Source organism: Amycolatopsis eburnea, from assembly GCF_003937945.1.
GTDB classification, from domain to species: Bacteria; Actinomycetota; Actinomycetes; order Mycobacteriales; family Pseudonocardiaceae; genus Amycolatopsis; species Amycolatopsis eburnea.
Genome location: NZ_RSEC01000046.1, coordinates 49,405 through 76,389 on the forward strand (window position 1 = coordinate 49,405; position 26,985 = coordinate 76,389).

Below are 26,985 nucleotides of genomic sequence, written 5' to 3' on the forward strand. Positions count from 1 at the left end.
GAGGTCGCGCGGGGTCGGCTGGTCGAACGCCAGTGTCGCCGGCAGCGCCAGGCCCGTCACCGCGGTCAGGCGGCGGCGCAGCTCGACCGCGGTCAGCGAGTCGAAGCCCAGTTCCGTGAACGCCTGGTCCGGCCCGACGCTGTCCTGGTCGCCGTGTTCGAGGACCACCGCGACGGCGTCGGCGACCACGTCCAGCAGCAGCTCGACCCGCTCCGCCGCGCCGAGCCCGGCCAGCCGGGGCGCGAGATCCGGCACGGCCGCCGCGGCGGGACGCGCCGCGGCCCGCCGGGGCGGGACGAGCGCGCGCAGCACCGGCGGCACGTCGTCGAGGGCGCGCAGGTCGAGGTGCACCGGCACCACGAGCGGGTCCGTGCCCGCGCGGACGGCGTCGAACGCGGCCAGGCCGTCGCCGGCGGCGAGGAGCCCGACGCCCGCGCGGGCCAGCCGCCGGACCTCCGCTTCGGGCAGGTTCGCCGTCATGCCGGTTTCGGCCGTCCACGGCCCCCACGCGAGCGACACCGCGGGCAGGCCGCGGCGCTGCCGGTGGACGGCGAGCGCGTCGAGGACCGCGTTCGCGGCCGCGTAGTTCGCCTGCCCGGCCCCGCCGAACGTGCCCGCCAGCGAGGAGAACAGCACGAACCCGGCGAGGTCGCGCCCGGCCGTCAGCTCGTGCAGGTGCCGGGCGCCGTCGGCCTTGGGCCGCAGCACGGTGTCGAACCGCTCCGGCGACAGCGCGCCGACGACGCCGTCGTCGAGGACGCCGGCCGCGTGCACGACGGCTGTGAGGTCGAGGCCGTCGAGCAGGGCCGCGACCGCCGCGCAGTCCCCGACGTCGCAAGCCCGCACGTCGGCTTCGGCGCCGAGGGCCGCCAGCTCGTCGAGGAGGCCGGGTTCGGGGCGGCCCGACCGGCTGACCAGGACCAGGTGCCGGTGCCCGTCCGCGGCGAGGTGGCGGGCGACCAGCGCGCCGAGGCCGCTCGTGCCGCCGGTGACGAGCACCGCGCGGTCGCGGTCCCACTCGGTGCCCGGCTCCCCCGGCGTGGCCCGGCCGACGCGCGCGGCCGACACGACTCCGTCCACGATGGACAGCTCCGGTTCGCCGTTGCCGAGAACATCCTGTGTCAAAAGGGATCCGTCGGAGTCGACGAGCACGAACCGGCCCGGATTCTCCTGCTGCGCGGAGCGCACCAGACCCCAGACGGCGGCCGCGGCGAAGTCCTCGCCGTCGAGCGCGCCGGTGGTCCGGACGACCAGCTTCGCGCCGCCGAACCGGGAGTCGGCCAGCCAAGTCTGCACGAGTGCCAGCACCTCGGCCGTGACGGCGCGGATGTCCCCGCCCGGCGGGACGGCCACCTCGGCGAACTCGGGGACCACCGCCAATTCGTCCAGCGCGTACCCGGAAACCGTGACGACGTCGGCGGGTGCGGCCGCGACCGGTGTCCAATTGAGCCGGTAGAGGTGGGCGGCCCGCGGCTGCCCGGGTTCGCGGACGGTGAGGCCCTCGACCGACGCCACCGGTGCGCCGGACGCGTCGGCGATGGCCAGGCTGATCGTGTCCGGGCCCGCCGGGGCGAGCCGGACGCGCAGGTCGGTCGCGCCGGGCCGGTGCACCGACACCCCGCGCCAGGTGAACGGCAGCGCGGGCGGGCCGTCGGGGTCGGCCACGAGCTGGGCGTGCAGGACGGCGTCGAGCAGTGCCGGGTGCAGACCGAAGCCCTCGGCCTCGTCGAGGCGAACCTCGGCGAACAGCTCGTCGCCGCGCCGCCACAGCGCCTTCAGGCCTTGGAACGCCGGGCCGTAGGTGAACCCTCGCTCGGCCAGGGCTTCGTAGGCACCATCCACAGTGAACTCAACGGCGTCCGCGGGCGGCCATTCCCCGATCTCGTTGTCCGGCAACGAGTCCGGGGTGAGGACGCCGGTCGCGTGGCGGGTCCACTCACCGTCGTCGCCGCAGGAGTGGATTTCGACCGGGCGGTGGCCGTTCGCGTCGGGGGTGGCGACCGAAACCTGGACAGTGACCCCGCCGGTGAGAACCAGCGGCGAGAGGAGCGTCAAGTCGCCGACGCGCGGGCAGCCCGCTTCGGCTCCGGCGTGGCGGGCCAGTTCGAGGAACGCCGTGCCGGGCACGAGATTCGCGCCGAAGACGGTGTGGTCGGCCAGCCACGGCTGGGTGGACGCCGACAGGCGGCCGGTGCTGACGAGCGAGCCCGTCCCCGCCACTTCGACGGCCGCGCCGAGCACCGGGTGCCCGCCTCCCGGGCGGGCCGGTGGCCAGAAGCGCCGGTGTTCGAACGGGTACGCGGGCAGGTCGGCCCGCGGTCCTGTGGTCGCCCAGTCGACGTCGAGCCCGGAGACGTGCAGCCGGGCCAGCGCGGTGAGCAGCGTCCGCTCCTCGCCGCGGTCGCGGCGGGCGACCGGCACGACGACCGCATCGGGCACGTCGACCAGGCCGGACAGCACCGCGTCCGGGCCGACCTCGACGAACCGGGCCGCCCCGGCCAGCCGGTCCAGGGCATCGGCGAACCGGACGGTGTCGCGCACGTGCCGCACCCAGTACCCGGGATCGGTGACGTCGCCCGAGGCGATCAGCGGGATCTTCGGCTCGGCGAACGTCAGACCGGCCACGGCCTCGCCGAACTCCGCCAGCATCGGGTCCATCAGCAGCGAGTGGAACGCGTGCGAGACGCGCAGCCGCCGCTGCTTGCCGAACTTGCCCGCGACCGCGGTGACGGCGTCCTCCAGACCGGACAGCACCACCGACGTGGGCCCGTTGACGGCCGCGAGGTCGACGCCCTCACCCAGCAGCGGGCGAATGTCCGCTTCGGACGCCTGGACGGCGATCATCGCACCGCCTTCGGGCAACGCGCCCATCAGCCGGGCCCGGGCCGAGACGAGCGCGCAGGCGGCGTCGAGGCTCAGCACCCCGGCGATGTGCGCGGCCGCGATCTCCCCCACCGAGTGCCCGGCGACGAAGTCCGGGCGCACGCCCCGCGATGCGAGCAGCCGCGCGGCGGCGACCTCGAACGCGAACAGCGCCGGCTGGGTGTATTCGGTGCGGTGCACGCGCTCGTCGTCCACAGCGGACCGGACGGCCGGGTCGAGCCGGTCGAGGACCTCCTCGAAGGCGCTGGCGAACACGGGGAAGCGCGCGGCCAGTTCGCGGCCCATGCCCGGCCGCTGCGCACCTTGCCCGGAGAACAGGAAAGCGGTCGGCCCGGTCGTGGCCACGCCTTCGACGACGTCCGGAGCCGGTTCACCGGCGACGAAGGCGGCCAAGGCTTCGGCAGGCCGCTCGGACACGACGACCGCGCGGTGCGCGAACCGCGAACGCAGAGTCAGCGCCCGGCTGACGTCGCCCGCCGGGACATCCTCCACAGTGGACGCCAACCGGGCCGCGTGGGTCCGCAGCGCCGCGGCCGAGCGCGCCGACAGCGGCCAGATCACCGGCCCGGCAAGAGGTTCAGCCGAAGCAGCCACCTCGGGTGCCTGCTCGATGATCACGTGCGCGTTGGTGCCGCTGATGCCGAACGACGAGATCCCGGCCCGCCGCGGCCGGTCCGACGTCGGCCAGGCGCGGCTTTCGGTGACGACCTCGACCGCGCCCGCCGCCCAGTCCACATGGGACGACGGCGTTCCGGCGTGCAGGCTTGCCGGGACGACGCCGTGCCGCATCGCCTGGATCATCTTGATGATGCCCGCGACGCCCGCCGCGGCCTGGGTGTGGCCGATGTTGGACTTCACGGACCCGAGCAGGAGCGGCGTCGAGCGGTCCTGGCCGTAGGTGGCCAGCAGGGCCTGGGCCTCGATCGGGTCGCCCAGCGCGGTCCCGGTTCCGTGCGCCTCGACGACGTCGACGTCTGATGTGGACAGTCCGGCGCCGGCGAGCGCGGCGCGGATGACCCGCTGCTGCGACGGGCCGTTCGGCGCGGTCAGCCCGTTGGAGGCGCCGTCCTGGTTGACCGCGGAACCCCGGACCACGGCGAGGATCCGGTGCCCGTTGCGGAGCGCGTCCGACCGGCGTTCCAGCACCAGCAGGCCGACGCCTTCGGCCCAGCCGGTGCCGTCGGCGTCGTCGGAGAACGCCTTGCAGCGCCCGTCCGGGGACAGCCCGCGCTGGCGGGCGAATTCGACGAACGTGGCCGGGGTCGCCATCACCGTGACCCCGCCGGCCAGCGCCAGGGTGCATTCCCCCGCGCGCAGGGCTTGCGCCGCCCAGTGCAGCGCCACCAGCGACGACGAACACGCCGTGTCCACGGTGACCGCCGGGCCTTCCAAGCCGAGGGTGTAGGCGACGCGGCCGGACGCGACGCTCGGCGCGCTGCCGTTGCCCTGCTGGCCTTCGTAGTCACTGCCGGCGAGCAGGCCGCCGTAGTCGCTGTACATCACGCCGGCGAACACGCCGGTCGCGGAGCCGCGCAGCGTCGCCGGGTCGATGCCCGCGTGTTCCAGTGCCTCCCACGACGTCTCGAGCAGCAGCCGCTGCTGGGCGTCGGTGGCGACCGCCTCGCGCGGGCTCATGCCGAAGAACGCGGCGTCGAAGTCCGCGGCGCCGGCGAGGAACCCGCCCGCCCGCGCGTAGGTCGTGCCCGGGTGGTCGGGGTCCGGGTCGTAGAGCGCGGACAGGTCCCAGCCGCGGTCGGCGGGGAACGGGCCGACGGCGTCGCGCCCGGCGGCGACCAGGTCCCAGAACTCGTCGGGCGACGCGGCGCCGCCCGGGTAGCGGCAGCCCATGCCGACCACGACGATCGGGTCGTCGTCGCGGGCGCGAGCCGGGCGGGCCGCGGCGGTGGCCGCCTCGGCGCCGGTCAGCTCGGCCAGCAGGAACGCGGTGAGGGCGGCGCTGTTCGGGTGGTCGAACACCAGCGTCGTGGGCAGCCGCAGGCCGGTCGCGGTGGCGAGCCGGTTGCGCAGCTCGACGCCGGTGAGCGAGTCGAAGCCCAGCGCGGAGAACGCGCGGGAGGGCTCGACGGCCGCGCGGTCGGCATGCCCGAGCACCGCCGCGACCTGGGCGGTGACCAGGTCGGCGACGACGTCGTGGCGTTCGGCTTCCGGCAGTCCGGCCAGGCGCTCGGCGAGCCCGCCGACGGCGCGGCGCGCGGTCGTCCGGACCAGGCCGCGCAGCGGGGGCGCGACCTCGCCGGACGCGGTCGCGGCCAGCCGGACCGGCACCAGCGCCGGTGTCCCGGCACCGACCGCCGCGTCGAACAGGGCGAGGCCGTCTTCCGGGGTCAGCGCGGTGATCCCGGCCCGGGCCATCCGCGCGACCTCGGCACCGCCGAGCTGCGCGGTCATGCCGCCGGCCCCGGTCCACGGGCCCCAGGCGAGCGACACCGCGGGCAGCCCGCGGGCGGCGCGGTGCTCGGCGAGGGCGTCGAGGTAGGCGTTGGCGGCGGCGTAGTTGGCCTGCCCGGCACCGCCGATGGTCCCCGCGACCGAGGAGAACAGCACGAACCCGTCGAGGTCCGCGGTCAGCTCGTGCAGCAGCCACGCGGCTTCGGCCTTGGGACGCCACACACGGTCGAACTGCTCGGTGGTCAGCGTTTCGACCGTGCCGTCGTCGAGGACGCCGGCCGCGTGCACGACGGCGGTCAGCCGGTGGCCGTCGAGAACGGCGGCGAGCGCGGCACGATCGGTGACGTCGCAGGCGGCGACGGTCACCTCGGCCCCGGCGTCGGTCAGGTCGGTGACGTCGGCTTCACCGCTGCGGCTGAGCAGCAGCAGGCGGCGCATGCCGTGCGCGGTGACCAGGTGCGTAGCCAGCAGTCGGCCGAGGCCGCCGGTCCCGCCGGTGATCAGGACGGTCCCCTCGGGGTCCCAGCCCAGCGGCGCCGGTTCGGCCGACGCCTTCGCGAGCCGCGGGACCTCGACGACGCCGTCGCGCACGCGCGCCTGCGGCTCCCCCGCGGCCAGTGCGACGTCGGCCGGGTCGGCGCTGTCGACGAGCGCGAACCGGCCCGGGTGCTCGGACTGCGCCGCGCGGACCAGGCCCCACACGGCGGCAGCTTCGAGGTCGGTGCCGTCGGTGGCGCCGGTGGTGCGGAAGACGAGTTCGGCGTCCCGGGGTTCGGCCAGCCAGTCGCGGACCAGCTCCAGGGCCCGAGCGGGACCGTCGGCTTCGACGACGACCTGCTCGCGTGGCTCCTGGCGGGCCGGGGTGGCCGGGAGCCAGCCGAGCCGGAACAAGGCGTCCTGGGTGCGGGCGGCGGGCCGGAAGGTCACCGCGTCGACGTCGGCGACCGGAGTACCATCGGCGTCCACAAAGGACAGGGAGACCGCGTTGTCCCCGGCCGGGGTGATGCGGACGCGCAGGAGTGTCGCAGCCTTGGCGTACAAGCGGATCCCGCGCCAGCTGAACGGGACGTGCGGCCGGTCGTGCCCGGCGGTCAGGGCGACCGCGTGCAGGGCGGCGTCGAGCAACGCCGGGTGCAGGCCGAACGCCGTGGCCGGTTCGTCGCCGAGGCTCAGCTCGGCGAAGACGTCGTCGCCGTGGCGCCAGGCGCGCCGCAGGCACTGGAACGCGGGGCCGTAGCCGAGGCCCAGCGCGGCCAGGCGGTCGTAGGCGTCGCCGACGGCCAGGGGTTCGGCGTCGTCCGGGAGGGTCGCGTCCCGCGGTGCGGCGCCGGGGTCCGGTTCGAGGACGCCGGTCGCGTGCCGGGTCCAGGCGCCGTCGCTGCCCTCGGCGCGGGAGTACACGCCGAAGTCGCGCAGCCCGTCGTCATCCCCCTCGGCCACGCGGACCTGCAGGTGCACGGCGGCGTCGGCGGGGATCACGAGCGGCTCGAGGACGGCCAGCTCGCGCACGGCGCCCAGTGCCAGCGCCAGCTCGGTGAAGGCCGCGCCGGGCAGGACGGTCGAGCCCAGCACGGTGTGGTCGGCCAGCCACGGCTGTGCCGCCAAGGAAATCCGGCCGGTGAGCAGGCGGCCGGTGCCGTCGGCGAGGTCGACCACGCCGCCGAGCAGGGGGTGCCCGGCCGCGCCGAGCCCGAGGCCCGCGGGGTCGCCGGCGGCGCGGCGGGGCGCGGGCCAGAACCGTTCGTGCTGGAAGGCGTAGCCCGGCAGCGGGACCGCGCGGCCGTCGGCGAGGCCGGGCCACTCGACCGGCAGGCCGGAAGCGAAGAGGCGGGCGAGCGCGGTGCGGAAGGTGCGGGGTTCGTCGCGGTCGCGGCGCAGCAGCGGCACGACCACGGCGTCGTCGCTCGCGGCGAGCCCGGCGAGGACCGCGTCCGGGCCGACTTCGACGAACTTGTCGACGTGCCACGCCCGCAGCGCGCGCAGGGCGTCGGCGAAGCGGACCGTGTCGCGGACCTGCCGCACCCAGTACGCCGGGTCGGTGACGCTTCCGTTCGCCACCACCGGAATCACGGGCTCGTGGTAGGTCACCCCGGCCGCGACCTCGCCGAACGCGGCGAGCATCGGGTCCATCGCGGACGAATGGAAGGCGTGCGAGACCGAGAGCCGTTTGGCGTCACCGAAGTGCGCCGCGACCGCCGTGACGGCGTCCTCGGGGCCGGAGATGACGACCGACCGCGGGCCGTTGACGGCGGCGAGGTCGACGCCGTCGGTCAGCAGGGGCCGGACTTCGGCTTCGGTGGCCCGCACGGCGATCATCGCCCCGCCGCGCGGCAGCGCCTGCATGAGCCGGCCGCGGGCGGTGACCAGCCGGGCCGCGTCGGCCAGGGAGAACACCCCGGCGACGTGCGCGGCCGCGAGTTCGCCGATCGAATGCCCGGCGACGTAGTCCGGGCGGACGCCGCGCGCGGCCACCGTGTGGAACAGCGCGACTTCGACGGCGAACAGCGCGGCCTGGGCGTACTCGGTCCGGTCCAGCGCGGCGGCGTCGCCGCCCCACATGACGCCGCGGACCGCCGGGTCGAGTTCGGCGAGCACGGTGTCGAGCGCGGCCGCGAAGTCCGGGTCGGCGGCCAGCTCGCGGCCCATACCGAGACGTTGGGAACCCTGGCCGGAGAACAGGAACGCGGTCCGGCCCGGCGCGGGCGTGCCGGTGACGACGCCGGGATGCTCGCTGCCCCCGGCGAACGCAGTCAGTGCGTCGTGGCCGAAGACTACGGCTCGCTCGTCGAAGCGGGCACGGCCGTGGGTCAGCGTCCACGCGACGTCGCGCGGATCGTGCTGTCCGATGTGGATGCTGAGGCGCTTTGCCTGCTCGCGCAGGGCTTCCGGGCTCTTGGCGCTGAGCAGCCACGGCACCTCGGGCGCCGCGCGCCGCGCGGGCGCCGGGCGTGGGGTGGGCTGTTCCAGAATGACGTGGGCGTTCGTGCCGCTGATGCCGAAGGACGACACGCCGGCCCGGCGGGGACGGTCCGCGGCGGGCCACGGCGTTTCGGCGGTGGCCAGCTCGACCGCGCCCGCGGTCCAGTCCACGTGCCCGGACGGTTCGGTGACGTGCAGGGTTCGCGGCACGACGCCGTGGCGCATCGCCTGGACGACCTTGATGATCCCGGCAACCCCGGACGCGGCTTGCGTATGACCGATATTGGACTTCACCGAGCCGAGCAGGAGCGGCGTCGAGCGGTCCTGCCCGTAGGTCGCGAGGAGGGCCTGCGCTTCGATCGGGTCGCCCAGGGTGGTGCCGGTGCCGTGCGCTTCCACGACGTCGACGTCCGAAGTGGACAGACCGGCGCCGGCGAGCGCGGCGCGGATGACGCGCTGCTGCGAGGGGCCGTTGGGGGCGGTGAGCCCGTTGGACGCGCCGTCCTGGTTGACCGCGGATCCCCGGACCACGGCGAGGATCTCGTGGCCGTGGCGTTCGGCGTCGGACAGCCGTTCCAGCACGAGCATGCCGACGCCCTCGGACCAGCCGACGCCGTTCGCGCTCGCGGAGAACGGCTTGCAGCGGCCGTCGGGGGCGAGCCCGCGCTGGCGGGAGAACTCGACGAAGGCGGCCGGGGTCGACATGACCGTGACGCCGCCGGCGAGCGCGAGGTCGCAGTCGCCGGACCGCAGGGCCTGCGCGGCCCAGTGCAACGCCACCAGCGACGACGAACACGCCGTGTCCACGGTGACGGCGGGACCTTCCAGCCCGAGGGTGTAGGCGACCCGGCCGGACGCGACGCTGCCCGCGCTGCCGCTGGTCTTGTACCCCTCGGCGTCTTCGCCACCGTCGAGCAGGCGGCTGTAGTCGCCGTACATCACGCCGGCGAACACCCCGGTGGCGCTGCCGCGCAGCGACGACGGGTCGACGCCCGCGCTTTCCACCGCGGCCCACGAAGTTTCGAGCAGCAAGCGCTGCTGGACGTCGGTCGCGACGGCCTCGCGCGGGCTCATCCCGAAGAACCCGGCGTCGAACTCGGCGGCGTCGTGCAGGAACCCGCCGTGGCGCGTGTAGGACGTGCCGGGATGGGCCGGGTCCGGGTCGTAGAGCGCGGCGAGGTCCCAGCCGCGGTTCGCCGGGAAGCCGGAGATGGCGTCGCCGCCGGTTTCGACCAGCCGCCAGAGGTCCTCGGGCGAGGCGACCCCGCCCGGGTAGCGGCAGGCCATGCCGACGATGACGATCGGGTCGCCGTCGACGGCCTTCGCGACGGGGGCGGTCTCGGCCGGTGCGTCGCCGGCGAGGTGGTCGGCCAGCGCGCCGACGGTCGGGTAGTCGAAGACGAGCGTCGCGGGCAGCCGCAGCCCGGTGGCGGCGGTGAGCCGGTTGCGCAGTTCGACGGCGGTGAGCGAGTCGAAGCCGAGTTCGGCGAACGACTTGGCGGCGGTGATCCGCTCGGTGCCGCGGTGGCCGAGGACGTGCGCGACCTCGTTCGCGACGACGACCCCGGCTTCGGCGCGGTCGCGCGGCCGCCGTTCCCGGGTGGCCGCTGCCCGGCGCGCCGGGGCCCGGACCAAGCCGCGCAGCGGGTACGGGAGGTCGTCGCGGCGGCGCAGGACCGCCTTGTCGAGCCGAACGGGCAGCACCACGGGCGTGCCGGCGGCGAGGGCGGCGTCGAAGAGCGCGGTGCCCTGCTCGACGGTGAGCGGCGGGTAACCGGCGCGGGCGAGCCGGTCGAGGCCGGTGTCGCCGAGGTCGGCGGTCATGCCGGACGTCGGGACCCACGGACCCCACGCGAGGCTGACAGTGCGCGGGCGGTGGCGGGCGAGCGCGTCGAGGAACGCGTTGGCGGCGGCGTAGTTGCCCTGGCCGGGGAGTCCGAGGGTGCCGGAGACGGACGAGAAGAGGACGAGGGTGGTATCGGCCGCGACGAGTTCGCTCAGGTGCCAGGCGGCGTCGGCCTTGGGCCGCTGCACGGCCGCGAGACGCTCCGGCGTGAGGTCGGCGAGAAGAGCGTCGTCGAGCACCCCGGCGGCGTGGACGACGACGTCGATCCGACGGCCCCGGAGCAGTTCCTCAAGCGCTCCCCGATCGCCGACATCGCAGGCCACGACCGTGACGTCAGCGCCCGCCTCAGTGAGTTCGCCGACCAGTTCGGCCGCACCAGGGCTGTCGGCCCCGCGACGGCTGACGAGCACCAGGCGCCGGGCCCCCTTCGCGACCAGATGCCGGGCGATGACCGCACCAAGCCCCCCGGTCCCCCCAGTGACCAGCACACTCCCGTCCGGCCCCCAGCCCGCACTTTCACGTGAAAGTGCGGGGCCCAGGTCGGCACTTTCACGTGAAAGTGCCGCTTTGCCGCGCAAAGCGTAGCTTTCACGTGAAAGCGGCGCTCGGGTGAGGCGGGCGGCGAGGAGGGTGTGGTCGCGGAGGGCGAGCTGGGGTTCGTCGCTGGCGAGGGCGGCGAGGAGGAGGTCGGGGGATGCGGGCTCGGCGAGGTCGACCAGGCCGAAGCGGCCCGGGTGCTCCGACTGCGCCGCCCGGATCAGGCCCCACACCGCGGCGGCCGGGAGGTCCGTGCCGTCGGTCGCGCCGCGGGTCAGGAAAACCAGCTTGCCCGTTTCGGACTCCGCGACCCAGCGTTGGGCCAGCTCCAGCGCCCGGCTGGTCAGGGCGTGCGCCGACGCCGGGACGTCCGCGCCGCCGGTCAGGCACGTCGCCACCAGCGGCGCTCCGGTGAGGTCGTCGGTGGTGGGCAGCGTGACGCCGAACGGGTTTTCGCCCCACAGGACCGCGGTGGACGCGGCGGGTGCGGGCACCGGGGTCCAGTCCAGGGTGAACAAGGCGTCGGCGCGTGGGGTGACCGGGCGGTGTTCGCGCAGGTCGAGGGCGTCGATGGTGGCCACCGGGGTGCCGTCCGGGGCGGTCAGGGACAGGGCATCGCCGCGGACGTGGACCCGCAGGGCCACCGCGCCCGACGCGTGCAGGGAGACCCCGCGCCACGAGAACGGGAGCACCCGCGACGGCGTGCCCGGGCGCAGCGTCAGTGCGTGCAAGGCCGCGTCGAGCAGGGCGGGGTGCAGGCCGAACTCCGCCGCCTCCGCGTGGTGCCCGGTGTCGAGCGCGACCTCGGCGAACACCTCGTCGCCCCGGCGCCACGCCGCACGCAGGCCGCGGAACCGGGGGCCGTACTCGAAGCCGTCCGCAGCGAAGTCCGCGTAGAAGTCGTCCAGCGCGACGGGTTGGGCGTCGGCGGGCGGCCAAGCGTCGGAAACGGCTGCGGGAGCAGGCAAAGCCGCGCTCAGCGTGCCGGTGGCGTGTTCGGTCCACGCGTCCTCTTCGGACTGTCGTGAGTGGATCGCGACGGCCCGGGTGCCGTGCTCCCCCGCCTCCCCGACGCGCACCTGCACCCGCGCGGGCACCACCAGCGGGACGGCCATGGTCAGCTCGTCGAGCCGCGGGCAGCCGCACTCGTCGCCGGCGCGGATGGCCAGCTCGGCCAGCGCCGTACCCGGCAGGGGGGTCGCGCCCGCCACGACGTGCTCGGCCAGCCACGGCTGCGCGGCCACCGACAGGCTGCCGGTCAGCACCAGCTCGTCCGACCCGGCCAGCGCGACGACGTCGTCGAGCAGCGGGTGCGTCATCGTGCCCGCGGCGCGGACGGGCCGGGCCGCGGGCCAGAACCGTTCGCGCTGGAAGGGGTACGTCGGCAGGTCCACCGCCCGGCCGCCGGTCGGCCAGCCGACGTCGACACCGGCCACGAAGAGCCGGGCCGCGGCCTCGACGAACGCGGCTTCTTCACCGCGGTCGCGGCGCAGCAGCGGTACCGCGAGCCCGTCCGGGACCAGCGCGGACAGCACGCCGTCCGGACCGGCCTCGACGAACCGGGTCACCCCGGACGCGGTCAGCGCCGTGACGGCGTCGGCGAACCGGACCGCCTCCCGCGCGTGTCGCACCCAGTAGTCCACTGTGGTCGGCACCAAACCCGATTCCACAGTGGACACGAACGGAATGCGCGGCGCCGAGAAGGTGATTCCGCTCAGGACTTCGGCGAACTCCGCGAGCATCGGTTCCATCAACGGCGAATGGAACGCGTGCGACACCGCCAGCCGCCGCGACTTCTCGAACCGCGACGCGACCGCGTCGACCGCCTCCGCCGTGCCGGACAGGACGATCGACCGCGGCCCGTTGACGGCGGCGAGCGCGACGTCCGGGCCGAGCAGCGGGCGGACGTCGTCCTCGCTCGCCACCACCGCGACCATCGCGCCGCCGCCCGGGAGCGCCTGCATCAGCGCGCCGCGGGCGGCGACCAGGCGGCACGCGTCGGCCAGGGAGAACACCCCCGCGACGTGCGCGGCCGCGATCTCGCCGATCGAATGCCCGGCGACGGCGTCGGGCGTGACACCCCACGATTCTGCCAGCCGCAGCAACGCGACCTGCAACGCGAACAACCCCGGCTGCGCGAACTCGGTGCGGTCCAAGCGGGCTTGGTCGTCTCCCCGCACGACCGCCGCGACCTCAGGCCCGAACTCCGCGAGAACGGCGTCGTAGGCCTCGGCGAACACCGGGAACCGCTCCGCCAGCTCCCGGCCCATACCGGTGCGCTGGCCGCCCTGACCGCTGAAGAGGAACGCGGTCTTCCCGGGAACCGCGGCACCGGTGATGGCGGCCGGGTGGTCGAGCGTCAGTGCGTCCCGCGTGGACGCCGGGTCGGTGGCGAGCACGACGGCCCGGTGCGCGAACCGCGACCGGCCGGCCAGGGTGTGCCCGACGTCGAGGGGTTCGTCGGCGAACGCCGTCAAGGCCGCGGCTTGGGCCCGCAACGCGGCCTCGGACTTGGCCGACAGCGGCCATGGGACGACCGCGGGGGTGGGTGCCGAAGGAGTGTCCGAAGTGGCCGGTGGCTGTTCGAGGACGACGTGGGCATTGGTGCCGCTGATCCCGAACGACGAGACCGCCGCCCGGCGCGGCCGCCCGCGCTCGGGCCACTCGGCCGTTTCGCCGAGCAGCACGACTCCGCCGTCTTCCCAGTCGACGCGCGACGACGGCGTGTCCGCGTGCAGGGTCCGCGGCAGCACGCCGTGCCGCATCGCGAGGACCATCTTGATCACGCTCGCGACACCGGCGGCGGCTTGCGTGTGCCCGATGTTGGACTTCACCGAGCCCAGTAGCAGCCGGGTTTCCCGGTCCTGCCCGTAGGTCGCGATGAGCGCCTGCGCCTCGATCGGGTCGCCCAGCGGCGTGCCGGTGCCGTGCCCGTCGACCGCGTCGACGTCCGAAGTGGACAGACCGGCGTCGGCCAGCGCGGCACGGATGACGCGTTGCTGCGAAGGGCCGTTCGGCGCGGTGAGGCCGTTGGACGCGCCGTCCTGGTTGAGCGCGGATCCCTTGACCACGGCCAGGATCCGGTGCCCGTTCCGCTCAGCGTCGGAAAGCCGTTCCAGCAGCAGCATTCCCGCGCCTTCGGCCCAGCCGGTGCCGTCCGCGCCGTCACCGAAGGAGCGGCAGCGGCCGTCCGCGGACAGGCCGCGCTGGCGGGAGAACTCGATGAACGTCGACGGCGTCGCCATCACCGTGACACCCCCGGCGAGCGCGAGGTCGCACTCCCCCGACCGCAGCGCCTGCGTCGCGAGGTGCAGGGACACGAGCGACGACGAGCACGCCGTGTCCACGGTGACCGCCGGGCCTTCCAGACCGAGCACATAGGACACCCGGCCGGACGCGACACTGCCCGCGCTGCCGCTGGTCAGGTAGCCCTCGGCGTCCTCGCTGCCGCTGAGCAGGCTGCTGTAGTCGTGGTACATCACCCCGGCGAACACGCCGGTCGCGGTGCCGCGCAGGCGCACCGGGTCGATGCCCGCGCGCTCGACGGCCTCCCACGACGTTTCGAGCAGCAGCCGCTGCTGGGCGTCGGTGGCGAGGGCTTCCCGCGGGCTCATGCCGAAGAACTCGGCGTCGAACTCGGCCGCGTCGTGCAGGAACCCGCCGTGCCGGGTGTAGGACGTGCCGGGGTGCGCGGGGTCCGGGTCGTAGAGCGCGTCGAGGTCCCAGCCGCGGTCGGCGGGGAACTCCGAAACGGCGTCCCGCCCGTCGAGGACGAGGTCCCAGAGCTGCTCCGGCGTGCGGACCCCGCCCGGGTAGCGGCAGGCCATGCCCACGATGACGACCGGGTCGCCGGTGACCGCGCGGCGCGTCCCGGCGACCGGCGCGTCGGCGTCGAAGAGTTCGGCCAGCAGGTACGCGGCGAGCGCGGTGACGGTCGGGTGGTCGAACACCAGCGTGCTGGGCAGGCGCAGGCCGGTGGCGGCGGCGAGGCGGTTGCGCAGGTCGACGCCGCTGAGCGAGTCGAAGCCGAGGTCGGAGAAGGCGCGCGCGGGGTCGATGGCGGCCGCGTCGGCGTGCCCGAGGGCGAGCGCGACGTGCGTGGCGACCAGCCCGGCGAGGGCCTCCGCCCGTTCGGCCGCCGGGAGCGGCGCGAGGGTGCGGGTCAGGTCGACGGCCTGCGCGGACCCCGCGGCGGCGCGGCGGCGGCCGGGCCGGACCAGGCCGCGCAGGACGTGCGGGATCTCCGGCTGCCGCCGGACGGCCGCGAGGTCGAGCGGCAGCGGGAGGAGCGCGGGCTCGCCGGCGCCGCGGGCGGCGTCGAACAGGGCGAGCCCGGCTTCCACGCTTACTGACGGCATCCCCGCCTCGGCGAGCCGCCGCAAGTCCACTTCGGACAACGTCGACGTCATGCCGCTGCCGGACTCCCACGGTCCCCAGCCGAGGGACACCGTGTGCGAGCGGCGGCGGGCGAGCGCGTCGAGGAAAGCGTTTGCGGCGGCGTAGTTCGCCTGCCCGGCGCCGCCGAACGTACCGACGACCGAGGAGAAGAAGATCAGCTCGGTGCCGGGCGCGGTAAGTTCACTGAGGTACCAGGCACTGTCGGCTTTGGCGCGCAGGACGTTCTCGAAGCGTTCGGGGGTGAGCGCGGCGAGGGTGCCGTCGTCGAGGACCCCGGCGGCGTGGACGACGGTGCTGATTTCGCGGTCGTGGAGCAGTTCTTCGAGGGCGCCCCGGTCGCCGACGTCGCAGGCGGCCACCTCGACGCGGGCGCCGAGGTCGGCAAGCAGCGCGGGATCCGCGGTGCCGGAGCGGCTGACGAGCAGCAGGTCACGGTGGCCCTGGCCCGCGAGGTGGCGGGCGACGGCACTGCCGAGGCCGCCGGTGCCGCCGGTGATGAGAACGGTGCCGTCGCGCTCGGCGGGTTCGGCGGGCGGCGCGGTGACGCGGGCGAGGCGGGCGGCGAAGAGGCGGCCGCCCTCGATCTTGAGGACGGGTTCGTCCGCGGCGACGGCCGGGTCGAGGGAACCGTCGGTCTCGACGAGCACGAAACGGCCCGGGTGCTCCGCTTGGGCGGCGCGAACAAGCCCTCCAGCGGCGGCCGCGACCGGGTCCGCCGCGGGGATGACGACGACGAGAGTGCGGTCGTGGGTGAGCGCCTCCTGGAGTTCGGTCAGGACGTGGGCGGTGACCTCGCGCAGGGACCGCGGGACGTCGGTCAGGTCCCCGGCGACGGTGAGGACGTCGGTTTGGACGGCCTCGGGTGAGACGGGGGTCCAGTCGAGGCGCAGGAGCGGTTGCGGGGCCTTGGCCGCGCCCGGACGGCGGAGGACGAGCCGCTCGACGGAGACGACGGGGGTGCCGGCCGGATCGGTGGCGGTCACCTGCACGCCGCCGTCGGCCGGGGTGAGCCGGACGCGCAGGGCGGCGGCGCCGGTGGCGTGCAGGGCGATGCCGTGCCAGGAGAACGGGACGCTGCCGGCGAGGCCGGGGTCGAGGAGGGCGACGAGCCGCAGCGTCGCGTCGAAGAGGGCGGGGTGGAGGCCGTACGCCCCGGCGTCGGGACGCTGCGGTTCGGCCAGTGAGACTTCGGCGAAGACTTCGTGGTCCCGGCGCCAGGCGGCGGAGGGACCGGGGAACGCGGGGCCGTAGCCGAGCCCGTCGGCGGCGAGGCGGTCGGTCAGGCCGGTGAGGTCGAGGGGTTCGGCACCGGCGGGCGGCCAGGTGTCCGGGAACTCCTCGGGCACGGCGGTTTCCAGGGCCAGGCGGCCGGTCGCGTGCCGCACCCACGGCTCGTCCGTCCCGTCCGGACGCGAGGACACGGTGAACTCCCGCATGCCGTCGGCCGCGGGACCCAGCCGGACCTGGAGGGTGCGGTCCGCCGTCAAGTCCACCGGGAACTCGATGGTCAGCTCGTCGACGCCGAGGTCCCCGCCCGCCGCGAGGGCCAGCTCCGCGAACGCCGTGCCGGGCAGGACGGGCGTGCCGTGGACGGCGTGGTCCGCCAGCCACGGCTGGGTCGCCGTCGTGAGGACGCTCGTCCGGACCACGCCGCCGTCGGTGAGGTCCACGGCCGGGCCCAGCAGCGGGTGCCCCGGGGCCGACGGCCAGAAACGCCGGTGCTGGAACGGGTACGTCGGCAGGTCGGTCACCCGCGCGCCGGTGCCGGCGAACCACGCGGGCCAGTCCACAGTGGACCCTGCGACGTGCAGGCGGCCCAGCGCCTCGAGGACGGCGACCGGCTCCGGGCGGTCGCGGCGCAGCACGGCCGTGACCACCGCGGCCGGGTCGTCGACCAGGCCGGCCAGCACCGCGTCCGGGCCGATCTCGGCGAACGTCGTCACGCCAGCGTCGCGCAACGAGCCGAGCGCGTCGGCGAACCGGACCGTCGCGCGCACGTGCCCGACCCAGTACTCCGGGGACGTCACGTCGCCGGCCGCGACCACCGGGATCTCCGGCGGGGCGAACGACAGTTCCGCCACGACCTCGCGGAACTCGGCCAGCATCGGGTCCATCAGGTGGGAGTGGAACGCGTGCGACACACTGAGCCGCTTGGACTTCCCGAAGCGGGAAGCCACTGCGAGGACCGCGTCCTCGACGCCGGACACCACCACCGACCGCGGTCCGTTCACCGCGGCGAGATCGGCGCCGTCGATCAGCGCGGCGCGAACGTCCACTTCGGATGCTTCGATCGCCACCATCGCCCCGCCGCGCGGCAGGGCCTGCATCAGCCGGCCGCGCGCGGCGACCAAGGTGCTCGCGTCGGGCAGCGACAGCACCCCGGCCACGTGCGCGGCCGCGATCTCCCCCACCGAGTGCCCGGCGACGAAGTCCGGGCGGACACCCCACGACGCCAGCAGCCGGGCCAGCGCCACTTCGATCGCGAACAACGCCGGTTGCGCGATCCCGGTTTCGGCCAGCGCTTCGGCGTCGGCACCCCACACCACGGAGCGCACCGCGGGGTCGAACGCCGAGAGGACCTCGTCGAACGCGTCCGCGAACACCGGGTACGCCGCGGCCAGCTCCCGGCCCATCCCGATCCGCTGGGCGCCCTGCCCGGTGAACAGGAAGGCCAGCGGTCCCGGCGACGCGACACCGCGGGCGACCTCGCGGACCCCGTCGGTCCCGGCCAGCAGGACGGCGCGGTGCGCGAACCGCGCCCGTGCGGTCGCCAAAGTGAACCCGGCGTCGAGCGGCGCGGGGGAAACGGCGGTGACGCGGTCGATCTGGTCGGTCAAGGCGGCTTCGGAACGCGCCGAAAGCACCCACGGCACCAGCGGGCGCTCGGCAGCGGGCGCCGGTTCGGCGACCAGCGTCGGCTCGGCGGCGGGCACCAGCGGGCGCTCGGCGGCGCGCGCCGGTTCGGCGACCGGCGCCTCGATGACGACATGGGCGTTGGTGCCGCTGATCCCGAACGACGACACCCCGGCCCGCCGCGGCCGGTCGAGCACCGGCCACTCCCGGGCCTCGGCGACCAGCTCGACCGACCCCGACTCCCAGTCCACATGCGACGACGGCTTCCCCGCCCACAGCGACTTCGGCACCACGCCGTGCCGCATGGCGAGGATCATCTTGATGATCCCGGCCACCCCGGCGGCGGCCTGAGTGTGGCCGATGTTCGACTTCACCGACCCCAGCAGCAGGGGCGTCGAACGGTCCTGACCGTAGGTGGCCAGCAGTGCCTGCGCCTCGATCGGGTCGCCCAGCGTGGTGCCGGTACCGTGCGCTTCGACGACGTCGACGTCCGAAGTGGACAGTCCGGACTCGGCCAGCGCGGCGAGGATCACGCGCTGCTGCGACGGGCCGTTCGGGGCGGTGAGGCCGTTCGACGCCCCGTCCTGGTTGACCGCGGAACCCTTGACGACGGCCAGGATCCGGTGCCCGTTGCGGACGGCGTCGGACTGCCGTTCCAGCACGAGCAGGCCGACGCCCTCGGACCACCCGGTGCCGTCGGCGTCGTCCGAAAAGGACTTGCAGCGGCCGTCACCCGCGAGACCGCCTTGGCGTGCGAAGTCGAGGAACGTCGCCGGGGTCGACATCACCGTGACGCCACCGGCCAGTGCCAGCGAACACTCCCCCGACCGCAGCGCCTGCGCCGCCCAGTGCAACGCCACCAGCGACGACGAACACGCCGTGTCCACCGTGACCGCCGGGCCTTCCAGGCCGAGCGCGTAGGCGACCCGGCCGGAGGCGATGCTGCCCGCGGTGCCGTTGACGTCGAAGCCGCGCGCCTCGGGATCCTGCGCGATCGCCGCGTAGTCGTGGTACATCACCCCGGCGAAGACGCCGGTGTCGGAGCCCTTCAGCGACGTCGGGTCGATGCCCGCCCGCTCGAACGCCTCCCACGAGACTTCCAGGAGCAGCCGCTGCTGCGGGTCGGCGCTGAGCGCGTCGCGCGGGGAGATGCCGAAGAAGTCGGCGTCGAACCCGGTCGCCTCGTGCAGGAAGCCGCCCGCGAAGTCCGCGCCGGGGACGTGCCAGCCGCGGTCGGCGGGGAACGGCGTGATGCCTTCACGGCCTTCGGTGAGCAGCTCCCAGAAGTTCTCCGGCGACGCCACGCCGCCCGGGTACCGGCAGGCCATCCCGACCACGACGATCGGGTCGTCGTCGCGCACCGCCGTGACGCGGGACGGACGCAGCGACCGGCCGTCCTCGAGGAACGCGGTGACGGCGTCCGGGGTCGGGTGGTCGAACACCAGCGTCGCGGGCAGCCGGCGCCCGGTCGCTTCCGCGAGCCGGTTGCGCAGCTCCACCGACGTCAGCGAGTCCAGGCCCAGCTCGCGGAACGTCAGCGACGAGTCGACCGACGCCGCGGACGCGTGACCCAGGACGTTCGCCACCGTCGCCACGACCAGCGCGCCGAAGTCGGTCGCCGCCGCGGCCGCGCGGCGCGGGCGCGGCGGGGCCAGGCGGTGGAACACCGGCGGGACGACGTCCAGCGCGCGCAGGGCGGTGCGGTCGACGTGCGCGGCGACGACCGCGGGCTCGCTCCCGGCGAGGGCCGCGTCGAACCAGGCCAGGCCCTCCTCGACGGTGTGCGTCGGCAGCCCGGCGCGCGCCATCCGCCGCAGCGCGGCTTCCGACAGCGTGCCGGTCATGCCGCTTTCCCGTGCCCACGGGCCCCACGCGATCGCGCGGGCGGGCAGCCCGGCGGCGGCGCGCGTGCGCACGAGGTCGTCGAGGGCCGCGTTGGCAGCGGTGTAGGCGCCCTGTCCGCCGTTGCCGAGCACGCCGAACACCGACGTGAACACGACGAACGCGGACAGCTCGGGCGCGAGTTCGTGCAGGTGCCACGCCGCGTCGACCTTCGGGGCGAGGACGCGGGCGAGCCGGGCGGGGGTCAGCGCGTCGAGTACGCCGTCGTCGAGGACCCCGGCGGCGTGCACCACGCCGGTGACGTCGTGCGCGGCGAGCAGGGCGGCGACGGCGTCGCGATCGGAGACGTCGCAGGCGACCAGTGCCACCGACGCGCCGAGACCGGTCAGCTCTTCGGCCAGTTCAGGAGCGCCGGGCGCGTCGGCACCCCGGCGGCCGGCGAGGACCAGCCGCGTGACGCCGTGGGTCGTCACCAGGTGCCGGGCGAGGTGGCCGCCGAGGCCGCCCGTGCCGCCGGTGATCAGAACGGCGCCGTCACCCCAGTCGACCGGGCCCGGCTCGGCGGCGGCCACCGGCGCCAGGCGCGGGACCTCGACGCGGCCGTCGCGGACGCGGACCTCGGTCTCCTCGGACGCCGGGAGCGCGGCCAGCTCCGCCGCCGAGGGCACGCCGGAGAGCAGGAAGAACCGGCCCGGGCGTTCGGCCTGCGCCGAGCGGACGAGCCCTTCGGCGGCCGCTGCGGCCGGACCGCCGCGGGTGACGAACACCAGCTTCTTGCCGTCCTCGAGGTGCCCGCGCAGGTGGCTCAGCACGGTCGACGTCGCCAGGCGGACGCCGTCCGGGACGGGCAGGCCGACCGGGTCCGGGACCGGGATCAGCAGCACGTCGGCCGACGACGGGACCGCGTGGCGCCCGGCCAGCAGCGCGCCGAAGCCGTCCTCGTCCGTGCCGACGACGGTCCAGGTCAGCTCGGCCGGGCCGCCGAGGTCCTTGGGCGTCCATTCGACGTGCAGCAACGGCGGTGCCGCCGGGGCCGCGTCGGCCGGGGGCCGCAGCACGAGCGAGCCGACGGTGGCGACCGGCGCGCCTTCGGGGTCGGTCACCGCCAGGGTCACGGTGTCCGGGCCGAGCCGGCGGAGCCGCAGCCGCAGGGTGGACGCGCCGGCCGCGTGCAGGCCGACGTCGGAGAAGACGAACGGCAGCCGGGCGCGCGGGCGCGGGTCGAGCCCGAGGAACGGCACCAGGTGCAGGGCGGCGTCGAACAGCGCCGGGTGCAGCAGGTAGCCCGCCGGATCGCCGGCTTCCTGGGGCAGCACGAGATCCGCGCACAGGTCGTCGCCCTCGTGCCAGGCCGCGCGGACCCCGCGGAACGCCGGCCCGTAGGCCAGCCCGGCCGCGGCCAGGGTCGGGTACAGCTCGTCGACGTCGATCGCCTCGCCGCGTTCGGTGGCCGGGAGCACCGGGGCCGCGACGGCCGGGACCAGGCGGCCGGTCGCGTGCTCCGTCCACGTGCCGTCGGCCGCGCGCGAGTGCACGGTGACCGGGCGGCCGCCGTCGTCGGCACCGACGCGGACCTGGACGGTCACGCCGTCACCCGGCAGCGGCAGCGGCGCGGTGAGGGTCAGCTCGGCGAGCGCGCCGCAGCCGAATTCGGCACCGGCGCGCAGCGCGAGTTCGACGAACCCGGTGCCGGGGAACAGGATCCGGCCTTCGACGACGTGGTCGGCCGGCCACGGCAGCGCGTCCGGCGAGACGTGCCCGGTGAGCACGACGCCGTCCTCGCCGGGCAGCTCGACGGCCGCGCCGAGCAGGGGGTGGTCCGCGCGGTCGACCGGGCGGGCCGGGGGCCGGGCGGTGACCCAGAAGCGTTCGTGCTGGAAGGGGTAGGTGGGCAGGGCGACGCGGCGGGCGCCGGTGCCCGCGTAGAACGCCCTCCAGTCGAGTTCGGCGCCGAGGACGTGCAGGCGGCCGAGCGCGGTCGCGAACGCCGTCTCTTCCGGCCGGTCCGAACGCAGCAGCGGGACCGGGGACGCGTCCGGCAGCGTGCGCGCGACCAGCCCGGACAGCGTGCTGTCCGGTCCTATTTCGACAAAAGTGCTGATGTCGTTTTCCCGCAACGACTCCAGCGCGTCGGCGAAGCGCACGGTCGCGATCACCTGCGCGACCCAGTAGCCGGGATCGGTCAGCTCGCCGGGCTCGGCCGGACGGCCGGTGACCGTCGAGACGACCGGCAGCGCCGGCTCGTGGAACGTCAGTTCTTCGGCCACGCGGCGGAAGTCGTCGAGCATCGGCGCCATCAACGGCGAGTGGAACGCGTGCGACACCGAGAGCCGCCGCGCCTCCTCGAAGGACGCCGCCAGCCGCAGCAGCGCGTCCTCCTCGCCGGACACGACCAGCGATTCGGGGGCGTTGACGGCGGCGATCGCGACGCCGTCGGTGAGCAGCGGCCGGACCTCGGCTTCGGTGGCCTGCAAAGCGATCATCGCGCCGCCCTCGGGCAGCGCCTCCATCAGGCGGCCGCGGGCGACGACGAGCGCGCACGCGTCCGGCAGGTCGAGCACGCCGGCGACGTGCGCCGCGGCCAGCTCGCCGATCGAATGCCCGGCGACCCGGTCCGCGCGCACGCCGAGCGACTCGGCGAGCCGGAACAACGCGACTTCGAGGGCGAACAACGCGGGCTGGGCGACGCCGGTGCGGTCGAGCACGGCCGGGTCTCCGGTGGCGATCGCCTCGGCCACCTCGGCCGGGAAGTGCCTGCAGACCTCGGCGTACGCGGCCGCGAAGGCCGGGAACCGGGCGGCCAGCTCGCGGCCCATGCCGGTACGCTGCGTGCCCTGCCCGGCGAAGACCGCTGCGACGGCGGGCGCCACCGCGGGCGCTATGCCGCTCGCGATCTCGGCCCCGCCCAGCAGGACGGCCCGGCGGTCGAACGAAGACCGGGTGGTGAGCAGGGAATGCCCGACGTCGACCGGGTCGGCGTCGATCTCGCGGAGGTTCTCGACGGCCGCCCGCAACGCCGGTTCGGATCGTGCGGAGACGACCCACGGGACGGCGGTGGCGACGACTTCGCGTGCGGGCTCGGCGACGGTTTCCGCGGGCGCCTGCTCCAGGATCAGGTGGGCGTTGGTGCCGCTGATGCCGAACGACGACACGGCCGCGCGGCGCGGCCGTCCGGCGTCCGGCCACTCGCGAGCCGCGGTGACGAGGTCGATCGCGCCCGCGCTCCAGTCCACATGGGACGATGGCGTGTCGGCGTGCAGTGTCCGCGGGACGACACCGTGGCGCATCGCCGCGATCATCTTGATGACGCCCGCGATCCCGGCCGCGGCCTGCGTGTGCCCGATGTTCGACTTGATCGACCCGAGCAGCAGCGGCGTTTCGCGGTCCTGGCCGTAGACGGCGAGCGCGGCGCGCGCTTCGATCGGGTCGCCGAGCCGGGTGCCGGTGCCGTGCGCTTCGAGGACGTCGACGTCGGCGGGCGCGAGCCCGGCGTCGCCGAGCGCCTCGCGGATCACGCGCTGCTGCGCCGGTCCGCTCGGCGCGGTGAGGCCGTTGGACGCGCCGTCGGAGTTGACCGCGGAGCCGCGCACGACCGCGAGGACGTCGTGGCCGAGTTCGCGGGCGCGCGAAAGCCGTTCGACGACGACCATGCCGACGCCCTCGGCCCAGCCGGTGCCGTCCGCACTGTCGCCGAACGCCTTGCAGCGCCCGTCTTCCGACAGCCCGCCCTGCTTGGCGAACTCGACGAAGATGCCGGGCTCGGCCATGACGGTGACCCCGCCGGCGATGGCCAGCGACGTCTCCCCCGAGCGCACCGACCGGACGGCCAGGTGCAGCGCGACCAGCGACGACGAGCACGCCGTGTCCACGGTGACCGCCGGGCCGCCGGTGCCGAGGACGTAGGCGACGCGGCCGGAGACCAGGCTCGGCGAGGTTCCCGTGAGGACGTACCCCTCGGCGTCGCCGCTGCCTTCGGCGAGCCGCGGGCCGTAGTCCTGTGCGGTGGCGCCGACGAACACGCCGGTCCGGGTGCCGCGCAGCGACGAGGGCGCGATGCCGGCGCGTTCCAGGGTTTCCCAGACGACTTCGAGCACCAGGCGCTGCTGCGGTTCCATCGCCTGGGCTTCCCGCGGCGAGATGCCGAACAGGCCGGCGTCGAACCCGGCGACGTCGGCGAGGAACCCGCCCGGCCGCCCGGTGCCGAGCACCGACGCGGGCCAGCCGCGGTCGGCGGGCATCGCGGTGATCGCGTCCACTTCGGACTCGACCAGCCGCCAGAGTTCTTCGGGGGAACCGGCTCCGCCCGGGTAGCGGCAGCCGAGGCCGACGATGACGACCGGATCCGCGTCGCCGGCCGAACCGGTTTCGGGTGCGGTCGCGGGCGCCGTGCCGGCGAGGTGCTCGGCCAGCGCGCGGGCGGTGGGGTGGTCGAACAGCGCGGTCGTGGCCAGCGTGCGGCCGGTCGCGGCACCGAGGCGGACGGCGAGGTCGACGTTCATCGCCGAGTCGAAGCCCAGCTCGCGGAACGACGTGCCGGGGTCGACGGCACCGCCGAGGACCGCGGCGGCCTCGGCGGTCACGAGCTTCAGCAGGTCGCGATCGACCGGCGCCGCCGCGGGGTGCGGTGCCGGGGCGTCGAACCAGTGGCGTTCGCGGTCGAAGGCGTAGGTCGGCAGGTCGACCGTGCGGCCGCCGCCGGTGAGCTGCGTCCAGTCGACGTCGACGCCGTGGACGTGCAGCTCGGCCAGCGCCGCGAGGGCACCGAAGTCCTCCGTGCGGCGGGAGCGCGACGACCGCACGGTCACCACGTCGTCCAGGCAAGCGCGGACCAGCGAAGTGAGGGTGCCGTCCGGGCCCAGCTCGAGGAACGCCGTGATTCCCTGGCGGGACAACGCGGTGACGGCGTCGGCGAAGCGGACGGTGTCGCGGGCCTGGCGGACCCAGTACTCGGGATCGCACAGCTGGGCCTGGCGGATGACGCGGCCGGTCACCGTCGAGACGATCGGCCGGCGCGGCGGGCGCAGGTCGAGCTGTTCGACGACCCGGCGGTACTCGGCCAGCATCGGGTCCATCAGCGGCGAGTGGAACGCGTGCGAGACGGCCAGGCGGGTGACCTTGCGGCCGCCGGCCTCGAACCGCGCGGCCAGCGCCAGCACCGGCGCCTCCGGACCGGCGAGCACGACGTGGGCGGGCCCGTTGACCGCGGCGAGCACGACGTCGTCGCCCAGCAGGGGCTCGACCTCCGCGGCGGCGGCGCGCACGGAGACCATCGCGCCGCCCGGCGGCAGCGAGCCCATCAGCCGGCCGCGGGCGGTGACCAGCACGCAGGCGTCGTCGAGCGACAGCACACCCGCGACGTGGGCGGCGGCGATCTCCCCGACCGAGTGCCCGGCGACGTGGTCCGGCTCGACGCCCCACGAGGCGAACAGCCGGTACAGCGCCACTTCGTAGGCGAACAGCGCGGGCTGGGTGTGCCCGGTTTCGGCGAGCACGGCGGCGTCGGCCGAACCCGGCTCGGCGAACAGGACGTCCCGCAGCGGGCGTTCGGTGTCGCAGCGCGCGCAGATCTCGTCGAGGGCCTCGGCGAACACCGGGAACCGCTCGTACAGCTCGCGGCCCATGCCGGGCCGCTGGGCACCCTGGCCGGGGAAGAGGATCGCGAGGCGGTGCTCGCCCGCCGTCCCGGTGACGACGTCGGCCGACGGTTCGCCGGCCGCGAGCGCGGGCAGCGCGGCGGGGTCGAGCACGACGGCCCGGTGCGGGAACGTGCTGCGGGTGGTGGCCAGGGAATGCGCGACGTCGAGCGGCTCGGCGTCTCGTCCGGCCAGGGCGGCGGCTTGGCCGTGCAGGCCGCCCGGGGTGCGGGCCGACAGCACCCAAGGGGCTTCTTTGCGCACGCGTGGGGGCGGCTCCGGGGCCGGGGGCGCGGCGGAGAGGACGAGGTGGCAGTTGGTGCCGCCCATGCCGAACGAGGAGACGCCGGCGTAGGCGTTTTCCGGCCAGGGCACGGATTCCCGTGCGACGCGCAGGCGCCAGTCGTCGAACCGGATGGCCGGGTTCGGGTGTTCGTGGTTGCGGCTGGGCGGGACTTCGCCGTGGGACAACGAAAGCGCGACCTTCAACAGGCCCGCGATGCCGGCGGCGCCTTCGAGGTGACCGATGTTCGTCTTGACCGAGCCGACCCACAGCGGGTCCTCTCCGCGTCCGGGCGCGAAGACGGCGCCGAGCGCGGCGGCTTCAAGGGGGTCGCCGACGCGGGTGCCGGTGCCGTGCAGCTCGACGTACCGGACGGCGTCGGCTGGGACGTCCGCGCGCTTGAGCGCGGCCCGGATGACGGCTTCCTGGGCTTCGGCGCTGGGTGTGGTGAGGGTTTCGCTGAAGCCGTCGTTGTTGACGGCGCCGCCTTCGATGACGCAGTGGACGCGATCGCCGTCCCGCAGCGCGGCGGCGAGCGGCTTGAGGACGACGAAGCCACCGCCCTCGCCGCGGACGTAACCGTTGGCGCGGGCGTCGAAGGTGTAGCAGCGGCCGTCCGGCGAGAGCCCGCCGAACCGGTCGGCGGCGATCGTGCTCTCGGGGGCCAGGTTCAGTTGCACGCCCCCGGCCAACGCCAGCTCGGCTTCGCCGCTGCGCAGGGCTTCGCAGGCGAGGTGCACGGCGACCAGCGACGACGACTGCCCGGTGTCGACCGACAGGCTGGGCCCGCGCAGGCCGAAGGCGTAGGAGATCCGGTTGGCGACGACGGCGCGGCTCTGCCCGGTGAGGGTGTGGTGCCCGATCGCCTTCGGGCCGCCTTGCTTGAGCAGGGTGGCGTAGTCGTCCGCGCTCGCGCCGACGAAGACGCCGGTCGAGGAGCCTTCGAGGTGCTTGGGGACGATCCGCGCGTCTTCGAGGGCTTCCCAGCCGAGTTCGAGGGCGAGGCGCTGCTGCGGATCCATCGTGGCGGCTTCGCGGGCCGGGATGCCGAAGAACGCGGCGTCGAAGGTGTCCACTTCGGACAGGAAGCCGCCGCGGCGGGTGCCGGGCGGGACCGAATCGCGGCGGTCCGGCGGGACGTCGGTCGTGCCGTCGGCACCGCCGCGCAGCAGGCTCCAGAAGGCACCGGGCGCGGGCGCCGAGGGCAGGCGGCAGGCCAGCCCCACGATCGCGACGGCACCTTCGCGGGCAACGTGCTCGGCTCGATCCACCGCGGCGCTCCCAGTGATCCGGTTCGGGCGGACGCCGGAGCCACCGCCGGGGTTCAGGTCGAAGGCGACTATGCCCGGGGCGGGCCCGGTTTTTCCCCAGAGATCGGCCCG

At 75.3% G+C, this 26,985-nt stretch carries 1 pseudogene; it reads right to left on the reverse strand.

The features are described from left to right. A pseudogene (locus tag EIY87_RS20070) lies at nucleotides 1-26,874 on the reverse strand (SDR family NAD(P)-dependent oxidoreductase); the annotation flags it as partial. Nucleotides 26,875-26,985 lie beyond the last annotated feature (111 nt).